Genomic DNA, 13,386 nt, shown 5'->3' with positions numbered 1-13,386 from the left:
CGTGTCGTGTGGATGGACAGCTGTCCTCCGGGGCGCTTCTGGCCCGGTGCCGACGGTCGGCGGGCGCTGCGCCACCTCCTTCGTCGGCGGCTTGGCCCTTCTCCCTTTCGGCACCGGCGCGTCCCTTCGGCTCGGGGCGGGTTGCTCGCCCGCTCGCCTCCGGGGCGTTCCCCCCTCGAACCGCACTGAACTGGGGCAAAGCGCCCCCGACGGGCCCCACGCGATAGCCTGGGCCACGATTGACGGGGCCGCGCCCGTGGCGGGCGAGGCGCCCAGCAGCGCCCGGGGGCGCCCCGGGCGGCCGACGAAGCGAGGGGTAGCCCAGCCGTGCGCATTGCCAGGTTTTCCGTCCGGGAGGGGAGCCCTGCCGCCGGCAGCGTCTCCTTCGGCGTGGTCGAGGGGAACCCCTCCCAGCCCGACTCGCTGGTCGTCCACGAGCTGGCCGGCCACCCGTTCGGCCAACCCCAGCCCACCGGCGAGAGCTACCGCTTCCAGGACGTCCGGCTGCTCAGCCCGATGCTCCCCAACAAGATCGTGGCGGTCGGTCGCAACTACGCGGCGCACGCGGCGGAGCTGGGCAACGACGTCCCGGACGTCCCGCTCACCTTCTTCAAGCCGTCCACCTCGGTGATCGGCCCGACCGAGAACATCGCGTACCCGCCGTTCTCCTCGGACGTCCACCACGAGGCCGAACTCGCCGTGGTGATCGGCCGGATGTGCCGCGAGGTGCCGCTGGACCGGGTGCCCGAGGTGATCCTCGGCTACACCTGCGCCAACGACGTCACCGCCCGGGACGTCCAGCAGCGCGAGGGGCAGTGGGCCCGGGCCAAGGGCTTCGACACCGCCTGCCCGCTCGGCCCGTGGATCGAGACCGACCTCGACCCGAGCGACCTCGCCGTCACCTGCACGGTCAACGGCGAGCTCCGCCAGACCGGTCGCACCTCCCTGATGATCCGCTCGGTCGCCGAACTGGTCGTCCACATCTCCGAGGCCATGACGCTGCTGCCCGGCGACGTCATCCTCACCGGCACGCCCGCAGGGGTGGGCCCCCTCAACGTCGGCGACGAGGTCGCCGTCTCCATCGAAGGCATCGGCACTCTCACCAACAAGGTGATCAAGCGTGGCTAACACTGACCCGGCCGTCCGGGTTCGCTTCTGTCCGTCCCCGACCGGCAACCCCCACGTGGGCATGGTCCGCACGGCCCTGTTCAACTGGGCCTACGCCCGCCACACCGGCGGCAAGCTGGTCTTCCGGATCGAGGACACCGACTCCGCCCGCGACTCCGAGGAGTCGTACGGCCAGCTGCTCGAGGCCATGAGCTGGCTCGGCCTGGACTGGGACGAGGGCCCGGAGGTCGGCGGCCCGCACGCGCCGTACCGCCAGTCGCAGCGGATGGACATCTACGCCGACGTCGCCCGCCGCCTCCAGGAGGCCGGCCACGCGTACCACTGCTACTGCAGCACCGAGGAGCTGGACGCCCGCCGCGAGGCGGCTCGCGCGGCCGGCAAGCCCTCCGGCTACGACGGCCACTGCCGCGACCTGACGGACGACCAGGTCGCCGTCTTCAAGCTGGAGAAGCGCGAGCCGATCCTGCGCTTCCGGATGCCCGACCGGACCATCTCCTTCGACGACCTGGTGCGCGGCACGCTCACCTTCGAGCCGGAGAACGTGCCGGACTACGGCATCGTCCGGGCCAACGGCGCCCCGCTGTACACCCTGGTCAACCCGGTGGACGACGCCCTGATGGGCATCACCCACGTGCTGCGCGGCGAGGACCTGCTGTCCTCCACCCCGCGGCAGATCGCGCTGTACGCGGCGCTCGCCGAGATCGGTGTCGGCGAGGGCACCACCCCGCGCTTCGGCCACCTGCCGTACGTGATGGGCGAGGGCAACAAGAAGCTCTCCAAGCGCGACCCGCAGTCCTCGCTCAACCTGTACCGCGAGCGCGGCTTCATCCGCGAGGGCCTGCTCAACTACCTGTCCCTGCTGGGCTGGTCGCTGGCCGAGGACCGCGACCTGTTCGACATGGACGAGATGGTCGCCGCCTTCGACGTGGCCAAGGTGAACTCCAACCCGGCCCGCTTCGACCTGAAGAAGTGCGAGGCGATCAACGCCGAGCACGTCCGCCGGCTGGCCCCGGAGGACTTCGTCCGGCGCCTGGTGCCGTTCCTCCAGGGCCCCGGCCTGCTGCCGGCCGAGCCGACCGCCGAGCAGCTGGACCTGCTGGCCCGGATCGCGCCGCTCACCCAGGAGCGGATGGTCGTGCTCAGCGAGATCGTGAACATGGCCGGCTTCCTGTTCGTCGACCCGGCCGACTTCGCGGTGGACCCGGACGACGCCGCCAAGGTGCTGACCGCCGACGCCGGCCCGGTGCTGGAGGCCAGCGTCAAGGCGCTGGAGGAGCTCGCGGACTTCACCCCGGAGCCGATCCAGGCCGCGCTGCGCGAGGCGCTGGTGGAGGGCCTGGGCATCAAGCCCAAGTTCGCCTTCACGCCGCTGCGGGTGGCCGTCACGGGCCGCCGGGTCTCGCCGCCGCTGTTCGAGTCGATGGAGCTGCTCGGCCGCCCCGAGACGCTGCGTCGCGTCCGCTCCGCCCTGGACGCCCTGCCGGCCGCCCAGTAGGGGCCCGGCAGTCGCCCAGGACCCCGCCCCGGCGGGCCGCTGAGCAGCCCGCGGGCCCGGCTCTGTGCCGGGCCCGCGGTGCATCCGGAGGTCACCGGACGGCCTCCCGGCCGCTGCCTGCGGTTATCGATTTTGGAGCCAGGGCAGACGTCGGGTAATGTTCTTTCTGCGCCGCCCGGGAGGGAACGGACGAGGGAGCGAAAGCCCCTCGGAACGGTACCGACCGAGAGGCGCGACGCCTGAGAAGGCCCCGCCGGGGTTCAACTCTGGTGGGGTATGGTGTAATTGGCAGCACGACTGATTCTGGTTCAGTTAGTCTAGGTTCGAGTCCTGGTACCCCAGCGCAGTACGATCGGCAACGGTCGGACGGCAGTACAAATGAAGATCCAAGCCCCCGTTGTGTAGCGGCCTAGCACGCTGCCCTCTCACGGCAGTAGCGCCGGTTCGAATCCGGTCGGGGGTACTGATCTCGCAAGGGATCGCCAGGATGCCCCCGTTGTGTAGCGGCCTAGCACGCTGCCCTCTCACGGCAGTAGCGCCGGTTCGAATCCGGTCGGGGGTACTTCAGAGCAGGAAGCCGGTGGGCTCGCCCATCGGCCCTTGCTTTGTGTTGGGGTATGGTGTAATTGGCAGCACGAGTGATTCTGGTTCATTTAGTCTAGGTTCGAGTCCTGGTACCCCAGCCAGAAATTGGAAAGGCCCCCGGCGGGGCCTTTTTGCTTTCCCCGGTGAATGCTGACGAAGGCCCCCGCTCGACTCCGAGCGGGGGCCTTCGGCTGTTTTCGGTGGGGGAGTGGGGGCGGGTGGGGGGCGGTGGGGGAATTCGGCCGGGTCAGCTCCGGCGCAGGGCCTCGGTGAGCCGGTTCGCGGCCTCGATGATGGCCTGGGCGTGCAGCCGGCCCGGGTGGCGGGTCAGCCGCTCGATCGGGCCGGAGACGGAGACGGCGGCCACCACGCGGTTGGAGGGGCCGCGCACGGGAGCGGAGACGGACGCGACGCCCGGTTCCCGCTCGCCGATCGACTGGGCCCAGCCCCGGCGCCGCACGCCGCTCAGCGCGGTGGCGGTGAACCGGGCGCCCTGGAGGCCGCGGTGGAGCCGCTCCGGCTCCTCCCAGGCCAGCAGGACCTGGGCGGCCGAGCCGGCCTTCATCGGCAGGGTGCTGCCGACCGGGACGGTGTCCCGCAGGCCGGAGAGCCGCTCGGCGGCGGCTACGCAGATCCGCATCTCGCCCTGGCGGCGGTAGAGCTGTGCGCTCTCGCCGGTGACGTCGCGCAGGTGGGTCAGGACCGGGCCCGCGGTGGCGAGCAGCCGGTCCTCGCCCGCCGCGGCGGAGAGTTCGGACAGTCGGGGGCCGAGGATGAACCGCCCCTGCATGTCCCTGGTGACCAGACGGTGGTGTTCGAGTGCGACGGCGAGTCGGTGGGCCGTGGGGCGCGCCAGACCGGTGGCGGCGACCAGCCCCGCCAACGTGGCGGGGCCCGACTCCAGTGCGCTCAGCACCAGAGCGGCCTTGTCGAGAACGCCGACGCCGCTAGAGTTGTCCATGCCCTAAGACTGCAGTCTCATTCCGCGAGACGCAAGTTCAATCTTCCGGGAAAAGCGCCACTCTGGATGCAGCAGCCCGGGAGACATCCAGGATGGGGCCTCGTCAGAGTGTCCGCATCGTGGACAGCGATCCGGCGTGCAGGTCGCGCGAACCCAGCTCCGCACGGGCGGCGTACGCGAATGACCTCGACGACACGAGAAGGCCGGCAACGCGGCCGGCTGGAGGGAATCCGATGGGACGGACACTCGCAGAGAAGGTCTGGGACGATCACGTCGTGCGGCGCGCGGAGGGCGAGCCCGACCTCCTCTTCATCGACCTGCACCTGCTCCACGAGGTGACCAGCCCGCAGGCCTTCGACGGCCTCCGGCTGGCCGGCCGTACGGTCCGCCGCACCGATCTGACGATCGCCACCGAGGACCACAACACCCCGACCCTGGACATCGACAAGCCGATCGCCGACCCGGTCTCCCGGGTGCAGCTGGAGACCCTGCGCCGCAACGCGGCCGAGTTCGGCGTCCGGATCCACTCGCTCGGCGACGTCGAGCAGGGCGTGGTGCACGTGGTCGGCCCCCAGCTCGGCCTGACCCAGCCCGGCACCACCGTGGTCTGCGGCGACTCCCACACCTCCACCCACGGTGCCTTCGGGGCGCTGGCGTTCGGCATCGGCACCAGCCAGGTCGAGCACGTGCTGGCCACCCAGACGCTGCCGCTGGCGCCGTTCCGGACCATGGCCGTCACCGTCGAGGGCGAACTGCCCGAGGGCGTCACGGCAAAGGACCTGATCCTGGCCGTCATCACCGAGATCGGCACCGGCGGCGGCCAGGGCTACGTCCTGGAGTACCGCGGCGCGGCGATCCGGAGCCTCTCCATGGAGGCCCGGATGACCGTCTGCAACATGTCGATCGAGGCGGGCGCCCGAGCCGGGATGATCGCCCCCGACGACACCACCTTCGAGTACCTCAAGGGCCGCCCGCACGCCCCGCAGGGCGAGGACTGGGACGCCGCCGTCGAGTACTGGCGGACCCTGACCACCGACGAGGACGCGGTGTTCGACCACGAGGTGGTCATCGACGCGAGCACGCTCACCCCGTTCGTCACCTGGGGCACCAACCCCGGCCAGGGCGCCCCGCTCGGCGCCGACGTCCCCGATCCCGCGGACTTCGCCGACCCGCAGGAGCGCGCGGCCGCCGAGAACGCCCTGAAGTACATGGGCCTCGAGGCGGGCACCCCGCTGCGCGAGGTCGCCGTCGACGCCGTCTTCGTCGGCTCCTGCACCAACGGCCGGATCGAGGACCTGCGCGCCGCCGCCGCCGTACTGGAGGGCCGCAAGGTCGCCGACGGGGTGCGGATGCTGGTCGTCCCGGGTTCCGTACGGGTCGCCCTGCAGGCCGTCGAGGAGGGCCTGGACGCGGTGTTCACCGCCGCCGGGGCCGAATGGCGGCACGCCGGCTGCTCGATGTGCCTGGGCATGAACCCCGACCAGCTCGCCCCGGGCGAGCGCTGCGCCTCCACCTCGAACCGCAACTTCGAGGGCCGGCAGGGCAAGGGCGGCCGCACCCACCTGGTCTCCCCGCAGGTCGCCGCCGCGACCGCCGTCCTGGGCCGTCTGGCCGCCCCGTCCGACCTGTCCGTCAACGCCCTCTCTTCGACCCAGCACAGCGTGGAGGCCTGAGCCATGGAGAAGTTCACCACCCACACCGGCCGGGCCGTTCCGCTGCGCCGCAGCAACGTGGACACCGACCAGATCATCCCGGCCCATTGGCTCAAGAAGGTCACCCGATCCGGTTTCGAGGACGGCCTGTTCGAAGCCTGGCGCAAGGACGAGTCGTTCGTCCTCAATCGGCCCGAGCGCCAGGGCGCCACGGTCCTGGTGGCAGGCCCCGAGTTCGGCACCGGCTCCTCCCGCGAGCACGCCGTCTGGGCGCTGCAGAACTACGGCTTCCACGCGGTCATCTCCTCGCGCTTCGCCGACATCTTCCGGGGCAACTCGCTGAAGAACGGCCTGCTGACCGTCGTACTCCCCCAGGAGACCGTGGAGCGCCTCTGGTCGCTCACCGAGAGTGACCCTTCGGCCGAGATCACCGTTGATCTGGAGAAGCGGGAAGTTCGGGCCGAAGGCGTCGCCGCGCCCTTCGAACTGGACGACAACGTCCGCTGGCGGCTGCTCAACGGCCTGGACGACATCAGCATCACCCTGCGGAACGAGGCCGACATCGCCGCCTACGAGGCGACCCGTCCGGCGTTCAAGCCCCGTACTCTGCCGGTCTCCTGAGTTACCCTCAGAACAAGCATTCTGACGATCGACCGGATGGCCCGCGCTCCCCTTCGGGGGGGCCGGGCCATCCGGCGTTCCGGAGCACGAGTTAGCGCCGGGGCCTCCCCGGATTGCCCATTCGGCTTTGCGGAAGAGGGCCCCGCGCAAGTACAACTGCGGGTAGATGGCACAATCAGTACATGCACCGGCACCATGAACCTCCGTACGCGGGCGGCGAACCCGCGTCCGAGGAGTCCACGGGCCGGGGATCCGAACGCCGAATTGACGATCGGCCGGACGTCACCTCCGCAACATCAGCTGAGGCGCCGGACGACCAGGAAGTCGCAGCGCTCTACGCGCTTGTGGCCGAGCGGTTGAAGCAAGCTCACGCCCGCGTGCATGCGCTGAACGTGTCTGTCGATGCAAAGACCGCTCTCACCCGTCAACTGCTCATCGTCACGGAGACCGCCAAGCGCGATCTTCCGGAGGCGGCAAGGCGGTTGAGTCGCTTTGTACATGACCTCGACGAGGGGCGCCCGCCGCTCGACTGAGGTCGCGGACGCGCAAATCCATTGCGACACTAGGGTGATTCGCGCGTTTGGTAATTGAAAGTCCGCAGATACATACCTAACGTGCGAAAAGAACGGATGGAATCATCCGGCGCCCGTTTCCGAAGGGGAAGACGTGAACAAGGCTCAGCTTGTCGAAGCGGTGGCCGAGCAGCTGGGCGGTCGCAAGGCTGCCGCAGAGGCCGTCGACGCAGTGCTCGACACCATGGTCCGTGCCGTTGTGGCCGGTGACCGGGTGTCGGTCACCGGTTTCGGCACCTTCGAGAAGGTGGAGCGCTCCGCGCGCTTCGCCCGCAACCCGCAGACCGGCGAGCGGGTCAAGGTCAAGAAGACCTCGGTCCCCCGCTTCCGTCCGGGCCAGGGCTTCAAGGACCTGGTCAGCGGCAGCAAGAAGCTGCCGAAGGAAGGCCCCTCGGTGAAGAAGGCCCCCAAGGGCTCCCTCACCCCGGGCAAGACCGGCGTCGCCGCGACCCCGGCCGCCAAGCGTGCCGCCACCAAGCGCGCCGCCGCTGCCGCCGCCGCCCCGGCCGCCACCAAGAAGGCCGCCGCGAAGAAGGCGACCACCACGGCTGCCGCCAAGAAGACCACGGCCACCGCCGCGAAGAAGGCGACCGCCACCAAGAAGGCCACCACGGCCGCCGCCGCCAAGAAGACCACGGCGACCGCGACCAAGGCCGCCGCGACCAAGAAGACGGCCACCGCGAAGAAGGCGACCACCACCGCCGCCGCCAAGAAGACCACGGCCACCGCCAAGAAGGCGACCGCCACGGCCAAGAAGACGGCGCCGGCGAAGAAGACCGCCACCCGCAAGACCACCGCGCGCAAGACCTCTGCCAAGTAAGTCCCGCGCGACTGTCCTCGGACGGTCTTCGGCTCGGAGCCGCGGCACCCCCTTCCGTGAATTGCGGAGACCGGGTGGCCGCGGCTCTTTCGATTTCCGGGCGCTTAGTCAGGATTCGACGGCAGCCCCCGGCCGGGCGCGGAGAACCGCGGGACCGGCGGATAACAGGGGAAGACGGGGAGGGCGGCGGGACGGCCTCAGCGCGCGTCGGCCGGGTCAGCGTCCGTCGGCGGGGTCGGGGAAGGTCTGCAGCGTCACGAAGACCACCCGGCGGGCATCGCCGGCGCCCTCGGTGCGGATCCGGACCCGCTGGCCGGGGCGCAGCAGCAGCAGGCCGCCGGCGTCGAAGGCGGACGCGTCGAACGGCACCGGGGTCCCGTCGTCGAGCAGCACGGAGCCGGCCCGGGTGGCGGGGTCGAAGGTGAACGCGGTGGCCTGCATGCCAGCAGCATAGCGAGCGGGCCGGGCGGGCCCGCTGGTCAGGAGAGGTTCAGACGCGCGAACAGCGCACTGGTGTACGGGCCCAGGCCGAGCGTCGCGGCCTCGCCGAGGTCGGCCCCGGTGTCGACGTCCCGGCGGACCGACTCCACGTCCGCCAGGCGCAGTTCGAGCGCTCCGCCGGCCGCGTGCCGGGCCCGGGAGCCGTCCCCGAAGGCGGGGGCGAGCGGACGGCCGGGGGAACTGGCCAGCAGGGAGGTGCCGACGCCGGGGGAGTCCGGCAGGAAGGCCCGACCGTCCGGTGGCACCGCGCCCAGCACCCGGGCGAGTTCGGCCGGGCGCAGGGCCGGCAGGTCCGCCGAGAGGGCGGCCAGCGGGGTCCGCGGAGCGAGCGCCCGGGCGGTCGATGCGCCGTGCGCCAGCGCCCGGTTGAGGCCGCCGCCGGGCTCGTCCGCGATCACCACGGCGCCGAGCTCGGCCAGTCGGGCGCCCGCGATGGCGTCCGGGGTGACCACCAGGACGCGGGCGACGCCCGGGGTGGCCAGTGCGGCGGTGACCGTGTCGAGGGCGAAGGACAGGGCCAGCTCGGCCCGGTGCGGCCCCGCGTACGGGGCCAGTCGGCTCTTCGCCAGGGCGAGCGGCTTGAGCGGCAGCACCAGCGACCAGACGGCGGCGGGTGCGGCGGGCGCGACGGGCCCGCTGGGGCGTACGGTGTCCTGGGTCATCGGCGTCATTGTGTCGCCGGGGCCGGAGCTCTCGCCAGGCCGTCCGAGCTGTGCGGACGTGCGTTTGATCACGCCCGCCCGGCGGGTTGGCGCGGCCGCTCGACAGCCGGTGAGCAGGCGGGCGACACTGTTCCGCGCCCGGGGCCCGGGCGCCGCTCGCAGGTCGCAGCGGTGCGCGGCACCGGAGGCCATGACCGCGGCACCCCACGTGCCGCATCGGATGAGAAGGAGCTGGGGTGGCCCGCCGCTCGTACGCCAAGTTCGGCAACGCCGACTACGGCATCTGGTACCGCTTCGCGGCCGTGCTGGTGAAGCCGGTGACGACCGCCCTGGTGAAGCCCGACTGGCGGGGCTGGGAGCACATTCCCGAGAAGGGCGGCTTCATCGCCGCGGTGAACCACAATTCGATCATCGACCCGGTGATCTACGCGCACTGGCAGTACAACAGCGGGCGGCCGCCGCGGATCCTCGGCAAGTCCTCGCTGTTCTCGATCCCGTTCATCGGATTCATGCTGCGCAAGACCGGCCAGATTCCGGTGTTCCGCGAGTCCACCGACGCCGCGCAGGCCTTCCGGGCCGCGATCGACGCCGTCAACAACGGCCAGTGCGTGCAGTTCTACCCGGAGGGAACGCTCACCCGGGACCCGGACCTGTGGCCGATGACCGGCAAGAACGGGGTCGCCCGGGTCGCGCTGATGACCGGTGCGCCGGTCATCCCGGTCGCGCACTGGGGCGCCCACGAGATCATCCCGCCGTACGGCCGGGCCGGCTTCGGCAAGGGCAAGTTCAACCTGTTCCCGCGCCACCGGGTGACGGTGGCCGCCGGGCCCGCGGTGGACCTGAGCAAGTACCAGGGCATGGAGCTCACCGCCCAGGTGCTCAACGACGCCACCGAGGACATCATGGCCGCCATCACCGACGTGCTGGCCGAGGTCCGCGGCGAGCAGCCGCCGGCCGAGCGCTACGACATGCGCAAGGCGGCCCGCGAGCGGGCCGCCGTCGCGCAGGCCGAACGCCGGCGGGCCAAGGGCCCCCGGGACGGCAACGAGGGTCAGGGGGCGGGCCGATGACCCGCTGCGCCGTGATGGGGACGGGCTCCTGGGGCACCGCGTTCGCGATGGTGCTGGCCGACGCCGGGTGCGACGTCGTGCTGTGGGCCCGCCGCCAGGACCTGGTGGACGCCGTCAACACCACCCACGAGAACCCGGACTACCTGCCGGGCGTCCGGCTGCCCGACACCGTCCGGGCCACCACCGACGCCGCCGAGGCGCTGGCCGGAGCCGACTTCGCGGTGCTGGTGGTGCCCTCGCAGACGCTGCGCGACAACCTGGCCGCGTGGGCGCCGCTGATCGAGCCGCAGACCGTGCTGGTGAGCCTGATGAAGGGCATCGAACTCGGCACCGCCAAGCGGATGAGCGAGGTGATCGACGAGGTCACCAAGGTCGGGCCGGAGCGGGTCGCGGTGGTCAGCGGGCCCAACCTGGCCAAGGAGATCGCCAACCGGCAGCCCGCCGCCAGCGTGGTGGCCTGCACCGACGAGGCGGTCGCCAAGCGGCTCCAGGCGGCCTGCCACACGCCGTACTTCCGGCCGTACACCAACACCGACGTGATCGGCTGCGAACTCGGCGGCGCCGTCAAGAACGTGATCGGCCTGGCCGTCGGCATGGCGGCCGGCATGGGGCTCGGCGACAACACCAAGGCGACGCTGATCACCCGCGGACTGGCCGAGACCACCCGGCTCGGCGAGGTGCTGGGCGCCGACCCGCACACCTTCGCGGGGCTGGCCGGGATGGGCGACCTGGTCGCCACCTGCTCCTCGCCGCTGTCGCGCAACAACACCTTCGGGATGAACCTGGGCCGGGGCATGTCGCTGGCCGAGACCATCGCGGCCACCCGGCAGACCGCGGAGGGCGTCAAGTCCTGCGAATCGGTGCTGGACCTGGCCCGGCGCAGCGGGGTCGACATGCCGATCGTCGAGGCCGTGGTGGACGTGGTGCACAACGGGCGGCCGACCCAGGAGGCGCTCCAGGCGCTGATGTCCCGCTCGGCCAAGGCGGAGCGGCGCTGAGGCGGAGCGCTGAGGCACGGCGCCGGGGCGTGGGCGCCGAGACGGAGCGGCGCCGAGGCGGGTCCGGCGGGTCCGCGCGCGGACTCTCCGGGTCCGCGTTGACTTCCCGGAAACACCTCGCACGGTAGTCTCAAACCCGATATGAGCATCGAACAGACCTCCCCGAACCCGTCCGCCCCGAAGCCGCGCGTCGCGCTGGTCTTCGGCGGGCGCAGCTCCGAGCACGCGATCTCGGTCTCGACCGCGGGCAGCGTTCTCCGGGCGATCGACCGTGACAAGTACGACGTGCTGCCGATCGGCATCACCCACGAGGGCCGCTGGGCGCTGACCAGCGACGAGCCGGCCCGGATGGCGATCACCGACGGCAGGCTGCCGGACGTGGCGCACGTCGCCGAGGCCGTCGACGGGCAGGTCGCGCTGCCGGTGTCCCCGGGCAGCCGGGAGGTGCTGCTGAGCGAGCCGGGCAGCGCCCCCAAGGCCCTCGGCGAGGTCGACGTGGTGTTCCCGCTGCTGCACGGCCCCTGGGGCGAGGACGGCACCGTGCAGGGCCTGCTGGAGCTCTCCGGCGTCCCGTACGTCGGCAACGGCGTGCTGGCCAGCGCGGCCGGCATGGACAAGGAGTTCGCCAAGCGGATCCTGGCCTCGCACGGTCTGGGCGTCGGCCACTACACGATCGTGCGGCCGCGCGACTGGGAGACCGAGCAGGGCCGGGCCGCGGTGCGCGAGCGGGTCGCCGAGCTGGGCCTGCCGGTGTTCGTGAAGCCCTGCCGGGCCGGGTCCAGCATCGGCATCACCAAGGTCAAGGACCTGGCCGAGCTGGACGCCGCGATCGAGGAGGCCCGCCGGCACGACCCCAAGCTGATCATCGAGGCGGGGGTGTCCGGCCGCGAGATCGAGTGCGGGGTGCTGGAGTTCGAGGACGGCCCGCGGGCCAGCGTCCCGGCCGAGGTGCTGGTCGGCGAGGGCTTCGACTTCTACGACTTCGAGGCGAAGTACATCGACTCCTCCGAGGTGCGGATCCCGGCCGAGCTGACCGCCGCCGAGGTCGCGGAGATCCAGCGCCAGGCGGTCGCCGCGTTCGAGGCGTTCGGCTGCGAGGGCCTGGCCCGGGTGGACTTCTTCCTGCTGGAGGACGGCTCCTGGATGATCAACGAGATCAACACCATGCCGGGCTTCACCCCGATCTCCGCCTACCCGAAGATGTGGGAGGCCAGCGGGATCTCGTACGCGGAGCTGATCGACCGGCTGCTGCAGACCGCGCTGCGCCGTTCGACCGGGCTGCGGTAGCGGGTCCGTACGCGCCGAGGGGCGGGCCGGAGGCTTCCGGCCCGCCCCTCGCGCGTGTTCGGTCTACTCGCTCAGCCCGGGATGCTGGCCTTCACCGCGTCGGTCAGGGCGGCCGCCGGGTCGAAGGGGTTCTGCGCGGCACCGGCCGGGACGGTCACCTCGACGTAGGCGGCCCGCATGGTCGTCACGAAGCGGTAGCCGCCGTCGCCGAGCTTCTGCGACCACCAGGTGACGTCGTCGACGGTCGGGGACCAGTCCTCGGCGTGCTCGCCGTCCAGCTCCTCCGGCCGGTCGACGCCGCACCGCACCACCACCCGGGGCGAGTCGCCCCAGGCCGCCGTGTACGGCGAGGCCGGCGAGGGGTCCTTGCGGGCGTGGCCGAGCAGCTCCGCCGGCAGCGCCGCGTCCAGCGCGCGGCAGTAGTCCGCGGCCCTCCCGCTCGGCCGCGGGACCGCGACGTCCTGGTCGGCCGGGCCCCAACTGCCGACCAGCAGCACGACCGTGCAGGTCAGTGCGACGGGCAGGGCCAGCCAGCGGACCGGCGCGGGGAGGGCGGTCAGCGCCTCGGGGATGCGGAGTTCTCTGGCCACCCGCCGATGGTAGCCGGGGCTCAGAGATGGACCACCGGACAGGTGAGGGTGCGGGTGATGCCCTCCACCTTCTGGACCTTGGCGACCACCATGCGGCCGAGGTCGTCGACCGTCTCGGCCTCGGCCTTGACGATCACGTCGTACGGACCGGTGACGTCCTCGGCGGTGATCACACCGGGGATCTTCGCGATCGTCTCGGCCACCGAGGTGGCCTTTCCTACCTCGGTCTGGATCAGGATGTATGCCTGTACCACGGGTGACCTCCCGGCGGCCGGTTGGGGGGATCGCCGCCGTGATCGCCCGGTCTGGTGCAGGGGTGGATGCGGGTTCACCGGCAGGCTGATCACCACGCTACCGCGCTGCGGGCCGGGGAGGGGAGACTTCGGCGCTCCCGAAGGGCGTACGCTGCGCGCGGGGGAGCGACGGGGACTGGATTCCGGATGG

Annotated in this window: 14 protein-coding genes and 4 tRNA genes; 13 read left to right on the top strand and 5 right to left on the bottom strand. The window is 71.7% G+C overall.

Annotation, left to right across the window (positions count from 1 at the left end; all coding sequences use genetic code 11):
- Positions 1 to 327: 327 nt before the first annotated feature.
- The 6 genes from ACFWIS_RS26595 to ACFWIS_RS26570 all read left to right on the top strand — a co-directional run bounded on the left by ACFWIS_RS26595 (position 328) and on the right by ACFWIS_RS26570 (position 3,309).
- The gene (locus ACFWIS_RS26595) at positions 328 to 1,128 is read left to right on the top strand and encodes a fumarylacetoacetate hydrolase family protein (protein WP_380453458.1); all 801 of its coding nucleotides are present in this window, start codon (positions 328 to 330) and stop codon (positions 1,126 to 1,128) included.
- Positions 1,121 to 2,623 carry a glutamate--tRNA ligase gene (gltX, locus tag ACFWIS_RS26590; protein WP_380453455.1) on the top strand — a complete coding sequence of 501 codons (1,503 nt, stop codon included), beginning with the start codon at positions 1,121 to 1,123 and terminating at the stop codon, positions 2,621 to 2,623. The genes ACFWIS_RS26595 and gltX overlap by 8 nt, the downstream gene beginning before the upstream one ends.
- A gap of 270 nt (positions 2,624 to 2,893) precedes the next feature.
- Positions 2,894 to 2,965, top strand: a tRNA-Gln gene (locus ACFWIS_RS26585).
- Positions 2,966 to 3,013: 48 nt separating this feature from the next.
- A tRNA-Glu gene (locus tag ACFWIS_RS26580) sits at positions 3,014 to 3,086 on the top strand.
- 26 nt (positions 3,087 to 3,112) lie between these two features.
- Positions 3,113 to 3,185: transfer RNA gene (locus ACFWIS_RS26575), tRNA-Glu, on the top strand.
- Positions 3,186 to 3,234: 49 nt separating this feature from the next.
- Positions 3,235 to 3,309 (top strand) — tRNA-Gln (locus ACFWIS_RS26570).
- A gap of 146 nt (positions 3,310 to 3,455) precedes the next feature.
- Here ACFWIS_RS26570 and ACFWIS_RS26565 read toward each other — a convergent pair.
- The gene (locus ACFWIS_RS26565) at positions 3,456 to 4,169 is read right to left on the bottom strand and encodes an IclR family transcriptional regulator (protein ID WP_030306825.1); all 714 of its coding nucleotides are present in this window, start codon (positions 4,167 to 4,169) and stop codon (positions 3,456 to 3,458) included.
- A 233-nt stretch (positions 4,170 to 4,402) separates the two neighbouring features.
- On the opposite strand from ACFWIS_RS26565, the gene leuC reads away from it, so the two are divergent.
- The 4 genes from leuC (at position 4,403) to ACFWIS_RS26545 (ending at position 7,834) form a co-directional block, all read left to right on the top strand.
- Positions 4,403 to 5,842: a 3-isopropylmalate dehydratase large subunit gene (gene leuC, locus ACFWIS_RS26560; RefSeq protein ID WP_380453453.1), complete on the top strand. Its 1,440-nt coding sequence runs from the start codon at positions 4,403 to 4,405 to the stop codon at positions 5,840 to 5,842.
- Between the two features lie 3 nt (positions 5,843 to 5,845).
- Positions 5,846 to 6,442 carry a 3-isopropylmalate dehydratase small subunit gene (gene leuD, locus ACFWIS_RS26555; protein ID WP_380453451.1) on the top strand — a complete coding sequence of 199 codons (597 nt, stop codon included), beginning with the start codon at positions 5,846 to 5,848 and terminating at the stop codon, positions 6,440 to 6,442.
- Between the two features lie 182 nt (positions 6,443 to 6,624).
- A complete protein-coding gene (locus ACFWIS_RS26550; protein ID WP_380453449.1) occupies positions 6,625 to 6,975 on the top strand; it encodes a hypothetical protein in 351 nt (116 codons plus the stop codon).
- 133 nt (positions 6,976 to 7,108) lie between these two features.
- Positions 7,109 to 7,834, top strand: a complete 726-nt coding sequence (locus ACFWIS_RS26545; RefSeq protein WP_380453446.1) for an HU family DNA-binding protein — start codon at positions 7,109 to 7,111, stop codon at positions 7,832 to 7,834.
- Positions 7,835 to 8,050: 216 nt separating this feature from the next.
- Here the strand turns inward: ACFWIS_RS26545 and ACFWIS_RS26540 are convergent, their stop codons facing one another.
- Both ACFWIS_RS26540 and cofC read right to left on the bottom strand, forming a co-directional pair.
- A complete protein-coding gene (locus ACFWIS_RS26540) occupies positions 8,051 to 8,275 on the bottom strand; it encodes a hypothetical protein (RefSeq protein ID WP_380453443.1) in 225 nt (74 codons plus the stop codon).
- A 38-nt stretch (positions 8,276 to 8,313) separates the two neighbouring features.
- Positions 8,314 to 8,997, bottom strand: a complete 684-nt coding sequence (gene cofC / locus ACFWIS_RS26535; RefSeq protein WP_380453440.1) for a 2-phospho-L-lactate guanylyltransferase — start codon at positions 8,995 to 8,997, stop codon at positions 8,314 to 8,316.
- 236 nt (positions 8,998 to 9,233) lie between these two features.
- Between cofC and ACFWIS_RS26530 the strand changes: the two genes are divergently transcribed.
- The 3 genes from ACFWIS_RS26530 (at position 9,234) to ACFWIS_RS26520 (ending at position 12,352) form a co-directional block, all read left to right on the top strand.
- Positions 9,234 to 10,067, top strand: a complete 834-nt coding sequence (locus tag ACFWIS_RS26530; protein ID WP_380453437.1) for a lysophospholipid acyltransferase family protein — start codon at positions 9,234 to 9,236, stop codon at positions 10,065 to 10,067.
- A complete protein-coding gene (locus ACFWIS_RS26525; protein WP_380453435.1) occupies positions 10,064 to 11,065 on the top strand; it encodes an NAD(P)H-dependent glycerol-3-phosphate dehydrogenase in 1,002 nt (333 codons plus the stop codon). The genes ACFWIS_RS26530 and ACFWIS_RS26525 overlap by 4 nt, the downstream gene beginning before the upstream one ends.
- Positions 11,066 to 11,206: 141 nt before the next feature.
- The gene (locus ACFWIS_RS26520) at positions 11,207 to 12,352 is read left to right on the top strand and encodes a D-alanine--D-alanine ligase family protein (protein ID WP_380453432.1); all 1,146 of its coding nucleotides are present in this window, start codon (positions 11,207 to 11,209) and stop codon (positions 12,350 to 12,352) included.
- Positions 12,353 to 12,423: 71 nt separating this feature from the next.
- On the opposite strand, the gene ACFWIS_RS26515 is transcribed toward ACFWIS_RS26520, so the two are convergent.
- Both ACFWIS_RS26515 and ACFWIS_RS26510 read right to left on the bottom strand, forming a co-directional pair.
- Positions 12,424 to 12,942, bottom strand: coding sequence for a DUF3515 domain-containing protein (locus ACFWIS_RS26515; protein ID WP_380453429.1), 519 nt, complete (start codon positions 12,940 to 12,942; stop codon positions 12,424 to 12,426).
- Positions 12,943 to 12,962: 20 nt separating this feature from the next.
- Positions 12,963 to 13,196 carry an Lrp/AsnC family transcriptional regulator gene (locus ACFWIS_RS26510; RefSeq protein ID WP_380453427.1) on the bottom strand — a complete coding sequence of 78 codons (234 nt, stop codon included), beginning with the start codon at positions 13,194 to 13,196 and terminating at the stop codon, positions 12,963 to 12,965.
- Positions 13,197 to 13,386: the final 190 nt, after the last annotated feature.

This window comes from Kitasatospora sp. NPDC127060, assembly GCF_042724935.1.
In the GTDB taxonomy this organism is placed as follows: domain Bacteria; phylum Actinomycetota; class Actinomycetes; order Streptomycetales; family Streptomycetaceae; genus Kitasatospora.
Note: the sequence above shows the minus strand (reverse complement) of the source record. Positions and strands in the feature narration are given on the sequence as shown.

Bases quoted from the DNA above. Each gene is read 5' to 3' on its own strand.
- leuC (WP_380453453.1), top strand. From the start codon at position 4,403: ATGGGACGGACACTCGCAGAGAAGGTCTGGGACGATCACGTCGTGCGG.
- cofC (WP_380453440.1), bottom strand. From the start codon at position 8,997: ATGACCCAGGACACCGTACGCCCCAGCGGGCCCGTCGCGCCCGCCGCA.
- ACFWIS_RS26520 (WP_380453432.1), top strand. From the start codon at position 11,207: ATGAGCATCGAACAGACCTCCCCGAACCCGTCCGCCCCGAAGCCGCGC.
- ACFWIS_RS26540 (WP_380453443.1), bottom strand. From the start codon at position 8,275: ATGCAGGCCACCGCGTTCACCTTCGACCCCGCCACCCGGGCCGGCTCC.
- ACFWIS_RS26550 (WP_380453449.1), top strand. From the start codon at position 6,625: ATGCACCGGCACCATGAACCTCCGTACGCGGGCGGCGAACCCGCGTCC.
- ACFWIS_RS26525 (WP_380453435.1), top strand. From the start codon at position 10,064: ATGACCCGCTGCGCCGTGATGGGGACGGGCTCCTGGGGCACCGCGTTC.
- ACFWIS_RS26565 (WP_030306825.1), bottom strand. From the start codon at position 4,169: ATGGACAACTCTAGCGGCGTCGGCGTTCTCGACAAGGCCGCTCTGGTG.
- leuD (WP_380453451.1), top strand. From the start codon at position 5,846: ATGGAGAAGTTCACCACCCACACCGGCCGGGCCGTTCCGCTGCGCCGC.